Consider the following 18,114-nt stretch of genomic DNA (forward strand, 5'->3'; position numbering starts at 1 on the left):
GGCCTTACCCCAGTCTCCACTGGTGAAATTTTTCCAACCAGCGCAGCAAGCGTTTGGGTGCATTGGCCCGCTTCCAGTTTCCTGCAACAAATTTATTGCCTTCGGTCATTGTCGGATAGATATGAATGGTGGATAGGATTTTATTCAGCCCCAGCCCCTGCTTCATAGCAAACACAAACTCGGCGATAAGCTCTGCCGCATTTTCACCAACAATTGAAACGCCTAATATTTTATCTTTACCTGGTACTGTTATTACTTTAATAAAACCCTGTGCCGCCCCATCTACAATAGCCCGATCCAGATCATCAAGATTATAACGAGTTACCTCATAAGCAATATCATGTCGCTTGGCCTCGAGCTCACTGAACCCAACACTGGCCAACTCAGGATCGGTAAAAACTGCCCGAGGTACCAGCGAGTAATCTACGGCAAATTTCTTGATATCACCAAAAAGGCCATTCACTGCAGCATACCAGGCCTGGTGCGAAGCCATATGGGTAAACTGATAGGGACCGGCAAGATCCCCAGCCGCGAGAATATGGGGGTGGCGAGTGCGCAGGAAAGTATCGGTTGATAGTTTACCATCCTGCAATAAATCCAATTTTTCCAGCCCGAAGCCCTTGGTGCGAGCGCGCCTGCCAAGTGCCAGGATAACCTCATCAAATGTCACCTGTGTTTCACCCTCGGCATTACGTAAATGTAATGTGCTCTCCTGGCGACCTTTATTGCCACTAAAAGAAACTGCCTCATGCCCAGTGAGAAGACATACCCCTTCAGATTTCAATGCCTTGGCAACAGCCTCCGATACTTCGTGATCTTCCTGGGGGAGTAGACGTTCATCCCGCTCAATCAAGGTCACCCGAGACCCCAAACGGGTAAACGCCTGGGCCAGCTCACAACCAATGGCACCGCCTCCCAGTAATACCAATCTTTGCGGAACCTTATCCAGTTGAGCAAACCTATCCCAGAGTGTTTCACTCGTCAGATAATTAACTGTATCAAGGCCGGGGAATGGCGGCACTATAGGCTCGGCACCAGTAGCCAGGATAATGGCACGCCCACGCAAAGATCTTTCACCGCCACTTTTCAAAGTGATATCAACTGTCCAGGGATCAACCAAACGTGCATAGCCTTTTATCACTTCCACACCGAGCTCTGAATAACGCTCCACGCTGTCATGAGGCTCTATCTGCTGGATAGATTCACGCACATGCCGCATCACCCCAGGAAAATCAATCTCCGGTTCCGGCAGGCGCACACCAAAATTACCCGCAGTACGTGCGGAGTGCGCTACACGAGCACACTTGATCAATGCCTTACTGGGCACACAGCCGGTATTCAGGCAATCCCCCCCCATGTCCCCAGACTCAATTAATGTCACCTTCGCTTTTACTGCCGCAGAAATATAAGCACTGACCAACCCTGCAGCACCTGCTCCGATAACAATAATATTACGGTCAAACTTTTTAGGTTTTTTCATTGGAGTCTCACTTGGCCTCGCGGCGACGTTTAAGCCAGTTGAGGAAGTATTTTGCCAATAGAGGGAAAATACCCAGCAGCGCAAAGGACAAAAGCAATTGAGGGGAAGCGATATCTTTAAGGCTTTCTATTCGGGCGAGTTGCGTTCCCGCATTCACGTAGACAATTGTGGCCGCAAGCATGCCTAACTGGCTCACCCAATAAAATGTCCAGACTCGCAGGTGGGTTAACCCCATCAAGATATTAATCAGAAAAAACGGGAAAATAGGTACAAGGCGCAGGGCAAAAAGATAAAATGCGCCCTCCCGCTCAATACCTTTATTCACAACTTGGAGGCGTACCGCAAACCTTTCCTGAATATAATCGCGAAATAAGTAGCGGGCCATAAGAAAAGCCAGAGTGGCACCGATACTGGAAGCAAAAGACACAATAACGGTGCCCCACAACAAACCAAAAATCGCACCAGCGGCTATGGTGAGAATAGCCGCGCCAGGCAAGGACAAGCCGGTCACCAAAATATAAAAAACTAAAAACAGGAAACTCACTAAAAATGGTGAGGCCGCTTTCCATTGCTGGAATTGCTCCCCGCCTTCCTGCAACTTGTCTAGACTCAACCAGAGATGTAAATCAAGTGCGTAAAAAGCAATCACCAATACCGCGATAACCACCAACAGCAGTATTTTTTTACTCATATTATTCCTGCCCTATGGCTATAAAACCCTTTCCTCTTACAGTGCTCCGCCACAGCTACTACCCTGCCCCGCAGTACAGCCATAGCAGTGATCTGCCACTGCAATCGCGCTCCCCTGCAGATTCTCATCGAGTAAATCATGCAGGTGCGGCCTACCTGGCACAGGAATATCTAGCTGCTGATTAAAATCGCAATCGAATAGATTCCCCTGCCAGTCAACACTCACCAGGCTGCGACACATAACGCCATCGAGATTTTCAGCGCTATAACTGTCACGTAATAAAGTCATATAATCTTTAAACTGCCCCTTGGAAATCAACATGGAACCAAAGCGCTTGATGGGCATATTGGCGAGCGCAAACAATTGATTGAACTCAATATTAAATTGCCTTCTCAATTCTCTGCGATAGTCCGCCTCCAGGACACTCTGCTCTGGGGGTAAGAAGGGGCCTTGAGGGTTGTATACCAAATTTAACTGCAAACCACTTTCTGGCTTGCCATAACCCAGTTCATTGAGCTTTTGCAGACCGGCAATACTCTTGTCAAAGACCCCTTTGCCGCGCTGTTTATCGACGTTACCCATGGAATAACAAGGAAGAGAAGCGACCACTTCCACATGATTTCGGGCGAGAAACTCCGCAGTATCTTCCTGGCCTGGCTCGAACAAAACTGTGAGATTACACCGATCAATAACCTGCACTCCCAATGCCCGTGCAGCACTGACCAAGCCGCGAAACCCCCAATGTAATTCCGGTGCGCCACCAGTAATATCCAGTCTCCGAATACGGCGCTTCTCAATGACCTCCAACAGCAGTGCCAAGTTTGCATCCGACATCATTTCCGTGCGATTGGGGCCCGCGTTTACATGGCAGTGCACACAAGACTGATTACAGCGATAACCAATGTTGAGCTGCAGGGTTTCGATAGTACTGCGGCGTATTGCCGGGAAATCGGATATTTCAAGTAATGGCAGTGTTTCATGCATATGTCTCAGTGCTCCACTTCTTCCAACACTGATTGTGTCGGTTCAAGCAGTGGTTTTATTACAGCAAGCTGGCCCTGCGACATTGTTTCCACAGGTGTGACCAATCCACTGGTCAATGCCGTATGGGCAATGGAGTCAGGTTTCTCCATACCCAATAATCGAATGGCCTCTGCTGCTATCAACTGGGCACGCGCAGCATTTTGCTGCAGATTGGCGATTGCCACTTCTGCGGTAACCGCTTGCTCACGAGGGTGCCAACAGTCGTAATCGGTGGCCATTGCGAGTGTGGCGTAGGCAATCTGTGCCTCTCGCGCCAATTTCGCCTCTGGCATATTGGTCATACCAATAACCGACGCCCCCATGCTGCGATACCAGTGGGATTCCGCTCGCGTTGAGAACTGTGGCCCCTCAATGCACAAGTAACTACCACCCCGATGTAACTGCACCGGCTGCTCTGCCTGGGTAGAAGAAAAGGCCCGCGCCAGACAATCCGCCACTGCGGAACATACGGGGTCTGCCATAGAGACATGTGCCACTGCGCCGCCACCAAAAAAAGTGCTCTCACGCTTGCGCGTCATGTCGATAAACTGATCGGGAATCAACATATCCAGTGGCCTGACCTTCTCCTGCAGAGAGCCAACCGCCGAGAGAGAGAGCAGATAGCGCACACCCAACTGGCGCAACCCATGGATATTTGCCCTGTAGGGCACCTCAGAGGGGATCAGCCTGTGACCGCGTCCATGGCGGGAGAGAAAAGCAATCGGGATACCCTGCAGCTTGCCACACAGAATCGGATCCGATGTCGGGCCAAATGGGGTCTCCACTTGAACCTCTTGCACATCAGTCAGCCCCGGCATTTCATAGAGACCACTCCCCCCAATCACACCAACCAGTGCTCTAGCCATGTTCACTCCTAAGTAGTTAGTTTTTCCGCAGTATAGAATTGAGCAATGACCCTGTATATCGGCAGATGGGGTGCAAAATACTCCCTAAGAACGCACCTAGAGCCAGAAATACTCACAGTAATCCCACCGATAGTAGTCCTTCAGCACATACCAGTAGATCTGGCGAGAGACCTTTGCTGTACATAGACAAATTGATCGCCTATATTTACCCTGGTAATATTATTTTGCCCGGATAAATTAATAGGAGACTTTTGTTGTGCCAGAGTACATAGCCATTGAGCGACAACAACTGATTGCACGGGGCACACTGGAGTCGATCGTTCGCCAGGTAAAATCCCGTGAAACACCACTTGAACCCATGGTTTTTTCAACCGATAACTGCCAAAGAATCGAGATCGATTGGCAAGGCGATATTGAGACGGTACTAACCAGATTGAAGCCCAGCACAACACCTACCAGTGCAAAGCGAGGGCGCCCAAAGCTGGGAGTCATTTCCAAGGAAGTCACATTGTTACCCCGTCACTGGGAGTGGCTGAGACAGCAACCAGGCGGAGCCTCCGTTACCCTGCGCAAGCTGGTGGAGCAGGCCCAGAAAAATATTTCACTCGAAGAGCGTATCACCACAAGCCAGCATCAACTCGATAGATTTATGCTGCAGGTTGTTGGTGACGCCCCAGGCTTCGAAGATGCCAGCCGCTCCCTCTATCGAAATAGCAAAGTAAGCTTTGAAAAAGCCATCCGAGCCTGGCCAGAAGAAATCAAACACTTTGTTTTGGCCAAATTTAATGATATTGCAGAGATACATAGTGGAAATAAGTAATAGGGATCGTATATGAGCGAACAACAAGACAACATTTTCCTCAAGGATGCACTTTTACCGGTTTTCTTCAAAACAGCGGCACCGATCATTTTTATAATGTTGGTAAACGGCTCTTTTACCCTGCTGGATGCTTATTTCCTGGGGGAGTATGTAGGCCCTGACGCACTGGCAGCTGTCACCCTGACATTTCCAATGTTTATGTTGTTAGTGGCACTATCCTCCTTAATATCGGCTGGCTACTCCAGCGTTCAGGCCAGACTCTTGGGCGCGGGAAAAACAGATAAGGCAAAACAGGCTTTCTCTCAGGCAATCACCTTGGCACTGTTAGTTTGCGGCCTTCTTATGGTGCTGTTTACTCTTGGGGGTAAACAATTGACGATGTTGGTAGCCAATGGCTCCCAGCCGTTGGCGGATATGGGCTACACCTATTTAACAATTCTTGTTTTCCTGTCTCCCGCCCTATTTATTGGTTCCGTAAACTCCGACACATTACGCTGTGAGGGGAAACTATCGCTGATGGCGATAGTTTCTTTAAGCTCCATACTTCTTAATATCGTTTTTAACTATATTTTTATTGCCCAGTTTCAAATGGGAGTAGCGGGCTCCGCTTATGGAACAGCATTGGCTCAATCAATCGCCCTGATGATAGTGGCCGGCTATCGTCATTACGGAAAAACAGTCATTGATACACAGGTCATCCGCCTCTCCTATGAGAAACAATATTGGAGAGAGTTTCTGTCCTTGGGCTTACCGGCTAGTTTGAGCTATATCGGCGTTTCCCTCACCTCTATGGCAGTTATATTCAGCCTACAGGCATGGGGAGCGGAAAACTATGACGCTACCGTTAGTGCCTACGGTATTACCACTCGGATTATGACTTTTATTTTTCTACCCCTACTCGGCTTAAGCCAGGCTTTTCAAACGGTGGCAGGTAATAATGCTGGCGCAAAGATCTGGTCGCGAATGGATAGTAGCATCAATATCGCCCTAACTGCGGCATTCGGCTACTGCCTGCTACTTCAGCTTGCCGTCATTATTTTTAAAGACACTTTAGGTGGGTTATTTGTTAACGATCCTCTGATCATTGAAGAAGTTGCGCGTATCCTGCCAATGATGACTCTGGTTTATTTCTTGGCTGGCCCCCTCATGATGGTTAATACCTTCTTCCAGGCGATTGGTGACGCCAAACGAGCAGCCATTCTCGGACTGGCAAAAACTTATATATTTTTACTGCCTTTAATAGTGCTACTACCTCTGGCCGTTGGTGAAGTTGGAATCTGGTATGCAGGGCCCATTGCTGAGTTATTACTACTTAGCCTGACGGCTTTTATTCTTTACCAGCGCAGCCGCACACACGGTCACAAATACGGTCTGTATAGCACCTAGCAGCACCGAATACTTCAGCGGCACAGATAGAAAATGCAATTTATCTTTTAGTAAATTTTGCGCTTAAGCCTAAAGAGCTAGAAATTTAGAGGGTACGGTTAGAGAAGAAAATAAAAAAGTAAAAAAGGGAGATACTGACTCCCTTTTTTAAGCCACCTTTGCAGCAACGAACTGATCTACACCATTGGCATCGCAAAAGATCTTGGTAAGGTCAGACGCCTACCATCATACAAATAGGAAAGCATATTCAAATCACCCGCGCTGGGATTCCAACTTGAATTATTTACCTGGTTGGGGGTAATTTTACAACCGCCTGTCCTGGTATTTTCCCTGACCCCCAGCGCCTGAGCTTGAGCATCGTACATCATGATAGACTGACCATCGAATGACGAGCCATGAGTCATAAAGCGTGCCATTGTCTGGGTGCGGGTTTGCACTTGTAAAGAGTCCAGTGTGCTCTGCACTGCCATGGGAGCATCTGAACGCATATGCTCGTGGGCCAATCCCAGGGTATGACCAATTTCATGTGGAAGCGAGGCAATCGCAGCCCGATTCCCTCTCCAATTAACACCGCAATACTGATTTGTTGTATTGGTATAACCTACGGTGGCACTACTATCATTATCCCGGATAGTAATCACACCCTGCCCGGCCGCTCCCACCTGCAAAAATTTAATCGCCGCAAACTGAAACGCCCGATAAATACACAACTCCCAGCGGGACATGGCTTTCTTAACCGCCGTCACATAGCCAGCATCAAGATTATTCGGTACGTAATATTTAACGATCCCATTGGGCCAGACTCCGCCAACATCCTCATTTCTATCCAAAGAAAAACCACTAAAGACCAGCTTATATGAAATATTTCGAATATTTTTATCTATTGATAGCCCCATGCTGTGAACCTCCACAATTATTTGGTCATTATTTTGAGGGTTAATAAATCCTTTATCTAACTTACAACCGGACTCTTAAAAGCCAACCTCCGCATTTAATCCCAACAAGGAATTTATACCCCAACAAATTCACAACACCTAGAAAAAATTAAATAACTCCTAAAACACTCCAAGAAAAAATAAAAAATAAGATACTTTCTCAAACAACAATAAATATCATTCAATATTTAATTACATAAAAAAGAAAAAATATGAAAAAACCACAAGGCAGAAGAAAAATATCGGCAAAATGCACAGAAATAGTGAGTAGCGTGAAAATTAAAATGGCTGCGCAGCGAAATTAATCTGGCAACAAAAGAAGCCAAGGGAAAGATTGGCACGGAATTAGGATGACGGTTGAGTTTAATAAACAAAAAAGGCCACCCAAAGGGTGGCCTTTTTTTGTGCTAGCCAGCTAGTAATTACTTACCAGCCAGTAACTTCCTTCAGAGCGTCGCCGATCTGAGCCAGGGAGCGCACGGTTTTAACACCAGCGTCTTCCAGAGCAGCGAACTTCTCGTCAGCGGTGCCTTTACCACCGGAGATGATCGCGCCCGCGTGACCCATACGCTTGCCGGGAGGAGCAGTTACACCAGCGATGTAGGAAACTACAGGCTTAGTAACATTTTCCTTGATGTAAGCAGCGGCTTCTTCTTCAGCAGTACCACCGATCTCACCGATCATAACAATCGCTTCGGTCTGCGGATCGTTCTGGAACATTTCCAGGATATCGATGAAGTTGGAGCCCGGGATGGGGTCGCCACCGATGCCCACACAAGTGGACTGGCCAAAGCCGTAGTCGGTAGTTTGCTTAACCGCTTCATAGGTCAGAGTGCCGGAACGGGAAACGATGCCCACTTTACCCGGCTTGTGGATGTGACCCGGCATAATACCGATCTTGCACTCACCCGGAGTGATAACACCCGGGCAGTTCGGGCCGATCAGGCGCACGCCCAACTCGTCGCACTTCACTTTAGCGTCGAGCATATCCAGAGTCGGGATACCTTCGGTGATACAAACAATCAGCTTGATACCAGCGTTGGCCGCTTCCAGAATGGAGTCCTTACAGAAAGGCGCAGGTACGTAAATTACGGAAGCTTCAGCGCCGGTCTTCTCTACCGCTTCTTTAACGGTATCGAATACTGGCAGGCCCAGGTGAGTCTGGCCGCCTTTACCCGGAGTTACACCACCAACCATCTTGGTGCCGTAAGCAATCGCTTGCTCGGAGTGGAAAGTACCCTGGGAGCCGGTGAAGCCCTGGCAGATTACTTTAGTGTCTTTGTTAATCAATACTGACATGATTATTTACCCTCCGCAGCTTTAACCACTTGCTGAGCCGCATCGGTCAGGCTGGTCGCCGCGATAATGTTCAGGCCACTGTCGCTCAGAACCTTGGCGCCCAGGTCTGCGTTGTTACCTTCCAGGCGTACAACAACCGGTACTTTAACGCCAACTTCTTTTACTGCGCCCACAACGCCTTCGGCGATCATGTCACAGCGAACGATACCACCGAAGATGTTGATCAGTACGGCTTTTACGTTCTCGTCAGACAAGATGATCTTGAACGCTTCAACAACGCGCTCTTTGGTCGCGCCGCCGCCAACGTCCAGGAAGTTAGCTGGCTTGCCGCCGTGCAGGTTTACGATGTCCATGGTACCCATGGCCAGACCAGCACCGTTTACCATGCAACCGATGTTGCCATCGAGAGCTACGTAGTTCAGGTCGAACTTGGCAGCGTGCGCTTCACGGGAATCTTCCTGGGAAGGATCGTGCATTTCGCGCAGGTCCGCGTGGCGGTACAGCGCGTTGCTGTCGATTACCACTTTGGCGTCCAGGCAGTGCAGGTTGCCTTCGGTAGTAATTACCAGTGGGTTGATCTCAAGCAGGGCCAGATCTTTTTCTTCGAACATTTTCGCCAGGCCGAGGAAGATCTTGGTGAACTGCTTCACCTGAGTCGGGTTCAGGCCCAGTTTGAAAGCCAGCTCGCGCGCCTGGTAAGGCTGAGCGCCTACCAGCGGGTCGATGGTGGCTTTCAGGATTTTTTCCGGAGTCTCTTCCGCTACTTTCTCGATCTCAACGCCGCCTTCGGTGGAAGCCATGAAAACGATACGACGGGTGGAGCGGTCAACAACGGCGCCAAGGTACAGTTCTTGGTCAATGTCGGTGCAGCTTTCAACCAGGATACGGGAAACAGGCTGGCCATTTTCGTCTGTTTGGTAAGTTACCAGGCGCTCGCCCAGCCACTTCTTGGCAAACTCTTCAATTTCTGCCTTGGAATCTACCAGCTTTACTCCGCCAGCCTTACCGCGGCCACCAGCGTGTACCTGGGCCTTTACTACCCACTTATCACCGCCAATTTCGTCAGCCGCTGCTACTGCCGCTGCCGGGGTTTCCGCTGCAATGCCTTTGGAAACCGGCAATCCGTATGCCGCAAACAGTTGTTTGCCCTGATACTCATGCAAGTTCATAGTCAATACCAATTCACATGTGAAATGTGTTTATTAATTGCAGATCTCTCTGCACCTGAAAGACAAAACTCAAAATTTCCGTCGTTGCAAATTTTGAATTCCGCAAATGAAACCGGGGCGCTAATTAATCAATAATTAGTGCCCCGATATCGAAAAAACTTCTTACTTGCGCTTCTTGCGATTTACGGTGTGAATCGCATGACCGTTCACGCCCAATGCCGCTTCTTTCACGGTCTCAGACAGAGTCGGGTGTGCGAATACGGTCATACCGATATCTTCGGCGCTGGAGCCGAATTCCATCGCGATCGCCACTTGCTGAACCAGATCGGCAGCAGACGGGCCAACGATGTGGGCACCCAGTACACGGTCAGTTTCCGCGTGAGCGATGATTTTCACAAAGCCCTGGGTATCGTTGGCAGCCATAGCGCGACCGTTGATCGCAAACGGGAAGCTACCTACGTTGTAAGGCTCGCCATCGGCCTTCACCTGCTCTTCGGTGCGACCAACCGCAGCGATTTCCGGGTGAGTGTAAATAACGTTGGGGATCACGTCGTAGTTCATCATTGGCTTCTGGCCGGCGATGCGCTCAGCGACTACAACACCTTCTTCAGAAGCCTTGTGCGCCAGCATCGGACCGCGTACCACGTCACCGATCGCCCATACGCCCGGTGCAGAAGTCATGCACAGGTCGTTAACGTAGATAAATCCACGCTCGTCCATCTTCACGCCGGCATCTTCAGACAACAGGCCTTCAGTGTAAGGACGACGGCCAACGCAGACGATCAGCTTGTCGAAAGTTTCCTGGTGCTCTTTACCATCTTTGTCCTGGTAAGTAACAACCACTTCCTCGCCCTTCACTTCAGAGCCGGTTACGCGGCAAGCGAGGCGGATATCCAGGCCCTGCTTCTTGAAGATCTTCTGGGATTCTTTGGCAACCTGTTGGTCCATGATCGCCAGGAACTTATCCATCGCTTCCAGAACAACCACTTCAGAGCCCAGGCGGTTCCATACTGAACCGAGCTCCAAGCCGATAACGCCGGCACCGATAACGCCCAAACGTTTGGGCGTTTCAGAGAACTCCAGAGCACCGGTGGAATCGACAATAATTTTGTTGTCTACCGGAGCAGGTGGAATATTTACCGGTACAGAACCGGAAGCCAGAATGACATTTTCGGCTTCGTAGACAGTGCTGTTGCCTTCGTCGTCAGTGACTTCCACTTTCTTGTTGGCCAGCAGTTTACCGGTACCGAAAATGGAGGTCACTTTATTGGCGGTGAACAGGCCAGCTACGCCGCCGGTCAGCTTCTTAACGATCTCGCCCTTGCGCTCGATCATCTTGCTCACATCCATCTTGACCTTGCCGACTTCAATGCCGTGCACGTCGAGAGCGTCTTTGGCCTCGTGGTACTTCCAGGAGCTGTCCAGCAGTGCCTTGGAGGGAATACAACCTACGTTCAGGCAGGTACCGCCGTTAACGTATTTACCTTCCTTGTTTTTCCACTTTTCAATACAAGCAGTCTTCAGGCCCAGCTGAGCGGCACGGATGGCAGCGACATAACCACCAGGACCAGAGCCGATTACGATTACGTCAAATTTTTCCGACATGATCAGTTCCAGATATTTCTAATGCAGTGTGATCGAGGGGCCCGCAGGCCCCAGAACTTATTTTTTAAACTTCGAGCAAGATACGCGCTGGATCTTCGATCATTTCCTTGATCGCTACCAGGAAGCCAACCGCTTCTTTACCGTCGATCAGACGGTGGTCATAGGACAGCGCCAGGTACATCATCGGCAGGATTTCCACCTTGCCATTTACCGCCATCGGGCGCTCCTGGATTTTGTGCATACCCAGAATTGCGGTTTGCGGCGGGTTCAGGATCGGAGTGGACAGCAGGGAGCCGAATACACCACCGTTGGTAATGGTGAAGGTACCGCCAGTCATCTCTTCGATAGACAATTTACCATCGCGGGCGCGAACACCCAGATCGCGGATATTGTTTTCCATATCCGCCAGGCCCATGTTTTCCGCATTGCGCAGAATCGGTACAACCAGGCCTTTCGGAGAGGAAACCGCTACACCGATATCCTGGTAACCGTGGTAAACGATATCGTTACCATCGATAGACGCGTTCACCGCGGTGTAGCGCTTCAACGCTTCTACCGCAGCTTTCACGAAGAAACCCATAAAGCCCAGGCGAGTGCCGTTGTGGGTTTTTTCGAACAGGTCTTTGTAGTTCTTGCGCAAGTCCATGACCGGCTTCATGTTCACCTCGTTAAAGGTGGTGAGCATGGCGGTGGACTGGGAGGCATCCAGCAGGCGTTCAGCAATACGCTTGCGCATGCGGGTCATAGGAACACGCTTCTCCACGCGCTCGCCCGGAGCAACAGCCACTTCAGCAGCAGCGGCGGGCGCAGCAGCGGCAGGCGCAGTGCCAGCTTTCATTACGTCTTCTTTGAGAACACGGCCACCCTTGCCAGTGCCTTCAACACCCGCCAGATCGACACCCTTCTCAGCAGCCATTTTCTTGGCGGATGGCATGGCAATTTTGTCGCCAGCAGCGGGGGCAGCCGGTTCGGCAGCCGGAGCTTCTGCTTTTTCTGCCGCCGGGGCAGCGGCCGCGCCAGCGCCCGCTTCAAACTTGGCAATCACTTCATTGGAGAGGACGGTATCACCCTCACCCTTGATGATTTCAGTCAGGGCACCATCGGCAGGTGCAACAACTTCCAGCACAACTTTATCGGTCTCGATGTCCACGATCAGTTCATCGCGGGACACAGCTTCACCGGGTTGTTTATGCCAGGTGGCGACAGTTCCGTCCTGAACAGATTCAGGGAAAGTTGGCGCTTTAATCTCGATCGTCATTTTTTCTGTTTCCTGAGATTGACTCTTCACTTATTACTGCCGCCGGTTACTTGACGGTCAGCGCCTCGTTGATGAACTTATTCTGTTCTTCAAGGTGCGTGGACATATAGCCTGCCGCAGGTGCTGCGGATGGGGCGCGGCCCACGTATTCCAGATCCAGCTTCGGATGGGTTTCCGACAGTAGACGACGCAAGTGGTGCTGGCTGGAGTACCAGGCGCCCTGGTTCATGGGCTCTTCCTGACACCAAGCAACACTCTTGATCTTCTTGAATGCGGATACCGCTTCCACAAACTCTTCGTCTGGGAATGGGTACAGCTGTTCGATTCGTACGAACGCAACATCTTCCTGCTCACGCTCCATTCGGGCTTCCAGCAGGTGGTAGTAAACCTTGCCGGAGCACAGCACCAAGCGTTTCACTTTTTCTGGGTCTACGCCCTGGTCCTGGATCACGTTATGGAAGCGGCCTTCGGCCAGCTCTTCCAGGCTGGAGGTGGCCAGCTTGTGACGCAAAATCCATTTCGGGCTCATAATCACCAGCGGACGACGCATCGGGCGTACCGCCTGACGACGCAGCAGGTGGAAGATCTGTGCCGGAGTAGTGGCATTACACACCTGGATATTGTGCTCGGCACACAGCTGCATAAAGCGCTCTAAACGTGCGGAGGAATGCTCCGGACCCTGGCCTTCGTAGCCGTGCGGCAGCAGCATTACCAGGCCGCACATACGGCCCCACTTGTGCTCACCGGAAGTGATGAACTGGTCGATTACTACCTGGGCACCGTTGGCGAAATCACCGAACTGAGCCTCCCAAACCACCAGGGACTTTGGTGTAGTGGTGGCGTAGCCGTATTCAAACGCCAACACCGCCTCTTCAGACAGCAGCGAGTCGTAGATGTAGAAAGGCGGCTGGTCTTCGAACATATGCTGCAAAGGCACATAGCTCTGGCCATCTTTCTGGCTGTGAATCACCGCATGACGGTGGGAGAAGGTTCCGCGACCCACGTCTTCACCGGTAAAGCGGACCATAAAGCCCTCTTCCAGCAAAGTGCCATAAGCCAGGGTTTCCGCCATGCCCCAGTTCAAGGGCAGTGCGCCACCGGCCATCTTGCGGCGGTCATCGTAAATCTTGGAGACCTGGCGCTGCATCACAATGCCATCGGGCACAGCGGTCATACGGTTGGCCACATCCTGCAACTTCGGCAGCGCATAGCCAGTATCTGCAGCTACTTGCCAGTCGTGGCCCAGGTAGGGGCTCCAATCTACAAACATGGAGGAGTCCGGCTGCTTCACCAAGCCGGTGGCCACGTCCTCACCCGCATCGAGTTTATCGCGGTAGTCGTTGGCCAGTTTATCCGCAGCAGCCTTATCGAGAATGCCCTCACCCACCAGCTTCTCGGAGTAGAGGGTACGGGTAGTTTTATGCTTGCGGATAGTCTGGTACATCAGCGGCTGGGTACCAGAGGGGTCATCGGTCTCGTTATGGCCGCGACGACGGTAGCAAACCAAATCAATAACGATGTCTTTCTTAAATTCGTAGCGGTAGTCCACCGCCAGCAGCGCGGCCAATACGACCATTTCCGGGTCGTCGCCGTTTACGTGCAGCACCGGCGCATCGATCATCTTGGCGGGATCGGTAGAGTACTCGGTGGAGCGAGCGTCTTCGCGCTTGCTGGTGGTAAAGCCCACCTGGTTGTTCAGTACGATGTGCACAGTACCACCGGTGTAGTAACCGCGGGTCTGAGACATCTGCAGGGTTTCCTGCACCACACCCTGACCGGCAAAAGCCGCGTCGCCGTGGATGTTAATCGGCATTACTTTTTCACCAGTCCCGTCTTTACGACGGTCCTGGCGAGCACGTACAGAACCAACCACAACAGGCGCACTGATTTCCAGGTGCGACGGGTTAAAGGCCAGCGCCAGGTGTACTTCACCACCGGGAGTCATTACGTTGGAGGAGAAGCCCTGGTGATATTTCACGTCACCGGAAGTATCAAGGGTCTTCTTGCCCTCGAACTCTTCGAACAGGTCCGATGGGTTTTTACCGAGGATATTCACCAGGGTATTCAGACGGCCGCGGTGGGCCATGCCGATCACGATTTCCTTCACCCCGTAGGTACCGGAGCGGCGGATCAGGGCGTCCATCATCGGGATCAGACTCTCACCACCCTCGACACCAAAGCGCTTGGTACCCGGGTATTTGGAATCCAGATGGCGCTCCAGGCCCTCTGCTGCAGACAAGCGCTGCAGGATTTCAATCTGGATATCGGTGCCGAAATTGGCCTTGGACTGGCTGCGCTCCAGGCGCTGCTGAAACCACTGCTGCTCTTCCAAATTGGAGAGATGCATGATCTCTGCACCCAGATTGCCACAGTAGGTGCGCTCCAACCCTTCTACGATCTCACGCAGGGTCGCCTCTTCTTTGCCAAGGAACAGGCTACCGGTATTGAAGGTGGTATCGAAATCACCCTCAGTCAGGCCGTGGTAGCTCAACTGTAAATCGGGCACCTGCTCGCGGGCCATCAGGCCGAGCGGGTCTAGGGTCGCTTTCTTATGGCCGCGATGGCGATAGGAATCGATCAGCTGCAGAACTTTAATCTGCTTGCGCTCATGTTCGATATTGACGGAGCCGGAACCGGGCGCCGCTACTGGGCGCGCGCGGTGTTTGCTGAGCAGCTCGAAGTGCTGGCGCACTGCGGCGTGAGAGACATCGCTGCTGCCCTCAACACGGGGGAGGCTGTCGAAGTAATTGCGCCACTCCTCCGGTACACCGTTGGGGTCGTGCAGATAGGTCTCGTAAAGCTCCTCCACATAGGCAGCATTGCCCCCGGAGATATGGGAGCTACGCCACAGCTGCTCCATGGTACTTTCGTGCATTTTGATGCCTACCTCGATTGCAGTGGACTCTCATCGCTACAGCCACTGCGCTTTCCTTCACTCACAAAAGGGGAGGCGCACAAAGCCACCTCCCCTTTTTAATTTAATACCGACCGGAGCCGGCTTTTGTATTAGATAAGCGCCCTACCTGGCACCGGGCCCACCAAAGGTGAGCCCTGAAGACTGCTTTGCAGCCTTCATTAATCCCTATACAGCACGCGTCAGCAGCATATTGCGAATATGGCCAATGGCGCGAGTCGGATTCAAACCCTTAGGACATACGTTGACACAGTTTTGAATACCGTGACAACGGAACACACTGAAGGGGTCGTCCAGGTTGGATAGACGCTCGTCAGTGGCCAGGTCGCGACTATCCGCTAGGAAGCGGTAAGCCTGTAGCAGGCCGGCCGGACCGATAAACTTGTCCGGGTTCCACCAGAAGGACGGACAGGCGGTGGAGCAGCAGGCACACAGGATACACTCGTACAGACCGTCGAGTTTTTCGCGATCCTCTGGGGACTGCAGGCGCTCAATCGCCGGTGCCGGAGTGTCATTCTGCAAATACGGCTCAATCTTTTTGTACTGCTCGTAGAACTGTTCCATATCCACAACCAGGTCGCGAATCACAGGCAGGCCCGGCAGCGGACGCAGAATCAGTTTACCCTTGGGGGCAGCTTCAGACAGTGGCGTAGTGCACGCCAGGCCATTGCGGCCGGAAATATTCATACCGTCGGAACCACACACACCTTCGCGGCAGGAGCGGCGGAAGGACAGGGTCGGATCCTGAGCCTTGAGCAACTCCAACACGTCCAACACCATCAGGTCCTTGCCCTGGGTGTCGAGCTGGTAGTCCTGCATGTAAGGCGCTTTATCAGTTTCCGGGTTGTAACGGTAAATGCTTACTTTCAACATACTCTATTCCGCTCCCGAATCAGTAGGTCCGAGCTTTCGGTTCAAAGGCTTCCATGGTGGTCGGTGCGAAGTTTACCGCACGCTTGCCCACACGCTTCTCAGTTGGGAAGTACATGGAATGACACAGCCAGTTTTCATCATCGCGCTCCTGGAAGTCTTCGCGGGCATGGGCACCGCGGCTCTCAGTGCGGGTCTCCGCGGCAATCGCAGTGGCCTCGGCAACTTCCAGCAGGTTCTGCAGTTCCAGCGCTTCGACACGGGCGGTGTTAAAGGCACGGCTTCTGTCGTCCAGGCGTACATTCTCAATACGCTCACGCAGGTCAGCCAGCTTCTTCACGCCTTCCGCCATGTAGTCGCCGCGGCGGAATACGCCGAAGTGATTCTGCATTACACCTTGCAACTCTTTGCGCAGGTCCGCAGCTTTCTCACCGGTTTCGTTGGTTTCCAGTCGGTTCAGACGCGCCATCGCCGCTTCCAGATCGGACTCGGACGCTTCGCGGTGCTCAATACCTTCACGCAGTGCCTTCTCGATAAACAGGCCGGATGCGCGGCCGAATACCACCAGGTCCAGCAGCGAGTTACCACCCAGGCGGTTAGCGCCGTGTACCGATACACAGGCAACCTCACCACAGGCGTAGAAGCCGTCGATGATCTGGTCGTTGCCCGCAGCGTCCTGGGTCAAGGCCTGGCCGTGAACGTTGGTGGGAATACCGCCCATCATGTAGTGACAGGTGGGAACAACCGGAATCGGCGCCTTAACTGGGTCGACATGGGCAAAGGTCTTGGACAACTCACAAATACCGGGCAGACGGCTGTTGAGCAAGTCTTCGCCCAAGTGATCAAGCTTCAGGAACACGTGATCACCCTCGGGGCCACAGCCGCGGCCATCAAGAATCTCAAGTACCATGGAGCGGGCTACAACATCGCGAGAAGCGAGGTCCTTAGCGTTGGGCGCGTAACGCTCCATAAAACGCTCGCCGTCTTTGTTGATCAGGTAGCCACCCTCACCGCGACAACCTTCAGTCACGAGTACACCGGCACCGTAAATGCCAGTCGGGTGGAACTGCCACATCTCGATGTCCTGTACAGGCATACCTGCGCGCAGGGCCATACCGACACCGTCGCCGGTGTTGATGTGTGCGTTAGTGGTGGAGGCGAAGATACGGCCGGCACCACCGGTAGCGAATACGGTCGCCTTGGACTTAATAAACACCACTTCGCCATCTTCGATGCACATGGCGATCACACCCACCACGGCACCGTCCTGGTTCTTCACCAGGTCAATCGCAAACCACTCGTTCAGAAACTCGGTTTGGTGCTTAACATTATTCTGGTACAGCGTGTGCAGGAGTGCGTGGCCAGTACGGTCGGCGGCAGCACAGGTACGGGCTGCCTGGCCACCGCGGCCGAAATCTTTGGACTGACCGCCGAAGGGGCGCTGATAAATACGGCCTTCCTCAGTTCGGGAGAAAGGCAGGCCCATGTGCTCCAGCTCAAATACCGCTTCGGGGCCTACAGAACACATGTATTCAATCGCTTCCTGGTCACCGATATAGTCGGAGCCTTTAACGGTGTCATACATGTGCCAGCGCCAATCATCATTGGGGTCAGAGCTGGCAATCGCACAGGTAATACCACCCTGGGCGGATACCGTGTGAGAACGGGTTGGGAATACCTTGGTAATTACCGCAGTTTTATAGCCGGACTGGGCCATCTGCAGAGCCGCGCGCATACCCGCACCGCCGCCACCAATCACAATCCCGTCAAAAGAAATAGTTCGCATGTTCGCCATTGC

Annotated in this window: 14 protein-coding genes; 2 read left to right on the plus strand and 12 right to left on the minus strand. The window is 52.2% G+C overall.

The features are described from left to right. Positions 1-4: 4 nt before the first annotated feature. The 4 genes from ACJJIJ_RS12590 to mtnP are packed head-to-tail and all read right to left on the minus strand — an operon-like array spanning position 5 to position 4,060. A complete protein-coding gene (locus ACJJIJ_RS12590; protein ID WP_444937545.1) occupies positions 5-1,480 on the minus strand; it encodes a dihydrolipoyl dehydrogenase family protein in 1,476 nt (491 codons plus the stop codon). A 7-nt stretch (positions 1,481-1,487) separates the two neighbouring features. Next, positions 1,488-2,171 carry a TVP38/TMEM64 family protein gene (locus tag ACJJIJ_RS12595; protein WP_444937546.1) on the minus strand — a complete coding sequence of 228 codons (684 nt, stop codon included), beginning with the start codon at positions 2,169-2,171 and terminating at the stop codon, positions 1,488-1,490. Between the two features lie 36 nt (positions 2,172-2,207). Continuing rightward, positions 2,208-3,155: an arsenosugar biosynthesis radical SAM (seleno)protein ArsS gene (gene arsS, locus ACJJIJ_RS12600; RefSeq protein ID WP_444937547.1), complete on the minus strand. Its 948-nt coding sequence runs from the start codon at positions 3,153-3,155 to the stop codon at positions 2,208-2,210. Between the two features lie 5 nt (positions 3,156-3,160). After that, positions 3,161-4,060 (minus strand): S-methyl-5'-thioadenosine phosphorylase, encoded by a 900-nt coding sequence (mtnP, locus tag ACJJIJ_RS12605; protein ID WP_444937548.1) that lies wholly within the window; start codon positions 4,058-4,060, stop codon positions 3,161-3,163. A 256-nt stretch (positions 4,061-4,316) separates the two neighbouring features. On the opposite strand from mtnP, the gene ACJJIJ_RS12610 reads away from it, so the two are divergent. Further along, complete coding sequence (locus ACJJIJ_RS12610) at positions 4,317-4,880, plus strand: DUF2239 family protein (protein ID WP_444886924.1); 564 nt, start codon at positions 4,317-4,319, stop codon at positions 4,878-4,880. A gap of 12 nt (positions 4,881-4,892) precedes the next feature. Then, on the plus strand, positions 4,893-6,266 hold the full coding sequence (locus tag ACJJIJ_RS12615; RefSeq protein ID WP_444937549.1) for an MATE family efflux transporter: 1,374 nt from the start codon (positions 4,893-4,895) through the stop codon (positions 6,264-6,266). Positions 6,267-6,442: 176 nt separating this feature from the next. Here the strand turns inward: ACJJIJ_RS12615 and ACJJIJ_RS12620 are convergent, their stop codons facing one another. From ACJJIJ_RS12620 to sdhA, 8 genes are all read right to left on the minus strand, one after another. Beyond that, the gene (locus ACJJIJ_RS12620; protein ID WP_444884077.1) at positions 6,443-7,162 is read right to left on the minus strand and encodes a M12 family metallopeptidase; all 720 of its coding nucleotides are present in this window, start codon (positions 7,160-7,162) and stop codon (positions 6,443-6,445) included. 465 nt (positions 7,163-7,627) lie between these two features. Beyond that, a complete protein-coding gene (gene sucD, locus ACJJIJ_RS12625) occupies positions 7,628-8,500 on the minus strand; it encodes a succinate--CoA ligase subunit alpha (protein ID WP_020412684.1) in 873 nt (290 codons plus the stop codon). 2 nt (positions 8,501-8,502) lie between these two features. Further along, positions 8,503-9,669 (minus strand): ADP-forming succinate--CoA ligase subunit beta, encoded by a 1,167-nt coding sequence (gene sucC / locus ACJJIJ_RS12630; protein ID WP_252082922.1) that lies wholly within the window; start codon positions 9,667-9,669, stop codon positions 8,503-8,505. Positions 9,670-9,831: 162 nt separating this feature from the next. Continuing rightward, on the minus strand, positions 9,832-11,274 hold the full coding sequence (lpdA, locus tag ACJJIJ_RS12635) for a dihydrolipoyl dehydrogenase (RefSeq protein WP_252082924.1): 1,443 nt from the start codon (positions 11,272-11,274) through the stop codon (positions 9,832-9,834). 64 nt (positions 11,275-11,338) lie between these two features. Next, entirely contained in the window at positions 11,339-12,532 is a 1,194-nt protein-coding gene (gene odhB, locus ACJJIJ_RS12640) for a 2-oxoglutarate dehydrogenase complex dihydrolipoyllysine-residue succinyltransferase (RefSeq protein ID WP_444937550.1), read from the minus strand. 46 nt (positions 12,533-12,578) lie between these two features. Beyond that, complete coding sequence (locus ACJJIJ_RS12645; RefSeq protein ID WP_252082927.1) at positions 12,579-15,407, minus strand: 2-oxoglutarate dehydrogenase E1 component; 2,829 nt, start codon at positions 15,405-15,407, stop codon at positions 12,579-12,581. Positions 15,408-15,614: 207 nt separating this feature from the next. After that, positions 15,615-16,319, minus strand: coding sequence for a succinate dehydrogenase iron-sulfur subunit (locus ACJJIJ_RS12650; protein WP_252082928.1), 705 nt, complete (start codon positions 16,317-16,319; stop codon positions 15,615-15,617). Between the two features lie 19 nt (positions 16,320-16,338). Further along, positions 16,339-18,111: a succinate dehydrogenase flavoprotein subunit gene (gene sdhA, locus ACJJIJ_RS12655; protein WP_252082930.1), complete on the minus strand. Its 1,773-nt coding sequence runs from the start codon at positions 18,109-18,111 to the stop codon at positions 16,339-16,341. Positions 18,112-18,114: the final 3 nt, after the last annotated feature.

The sequence above is a fragment of the Microbulbifer mixtoriginis (SeqCode) genome (assembly GCF_052467945.1).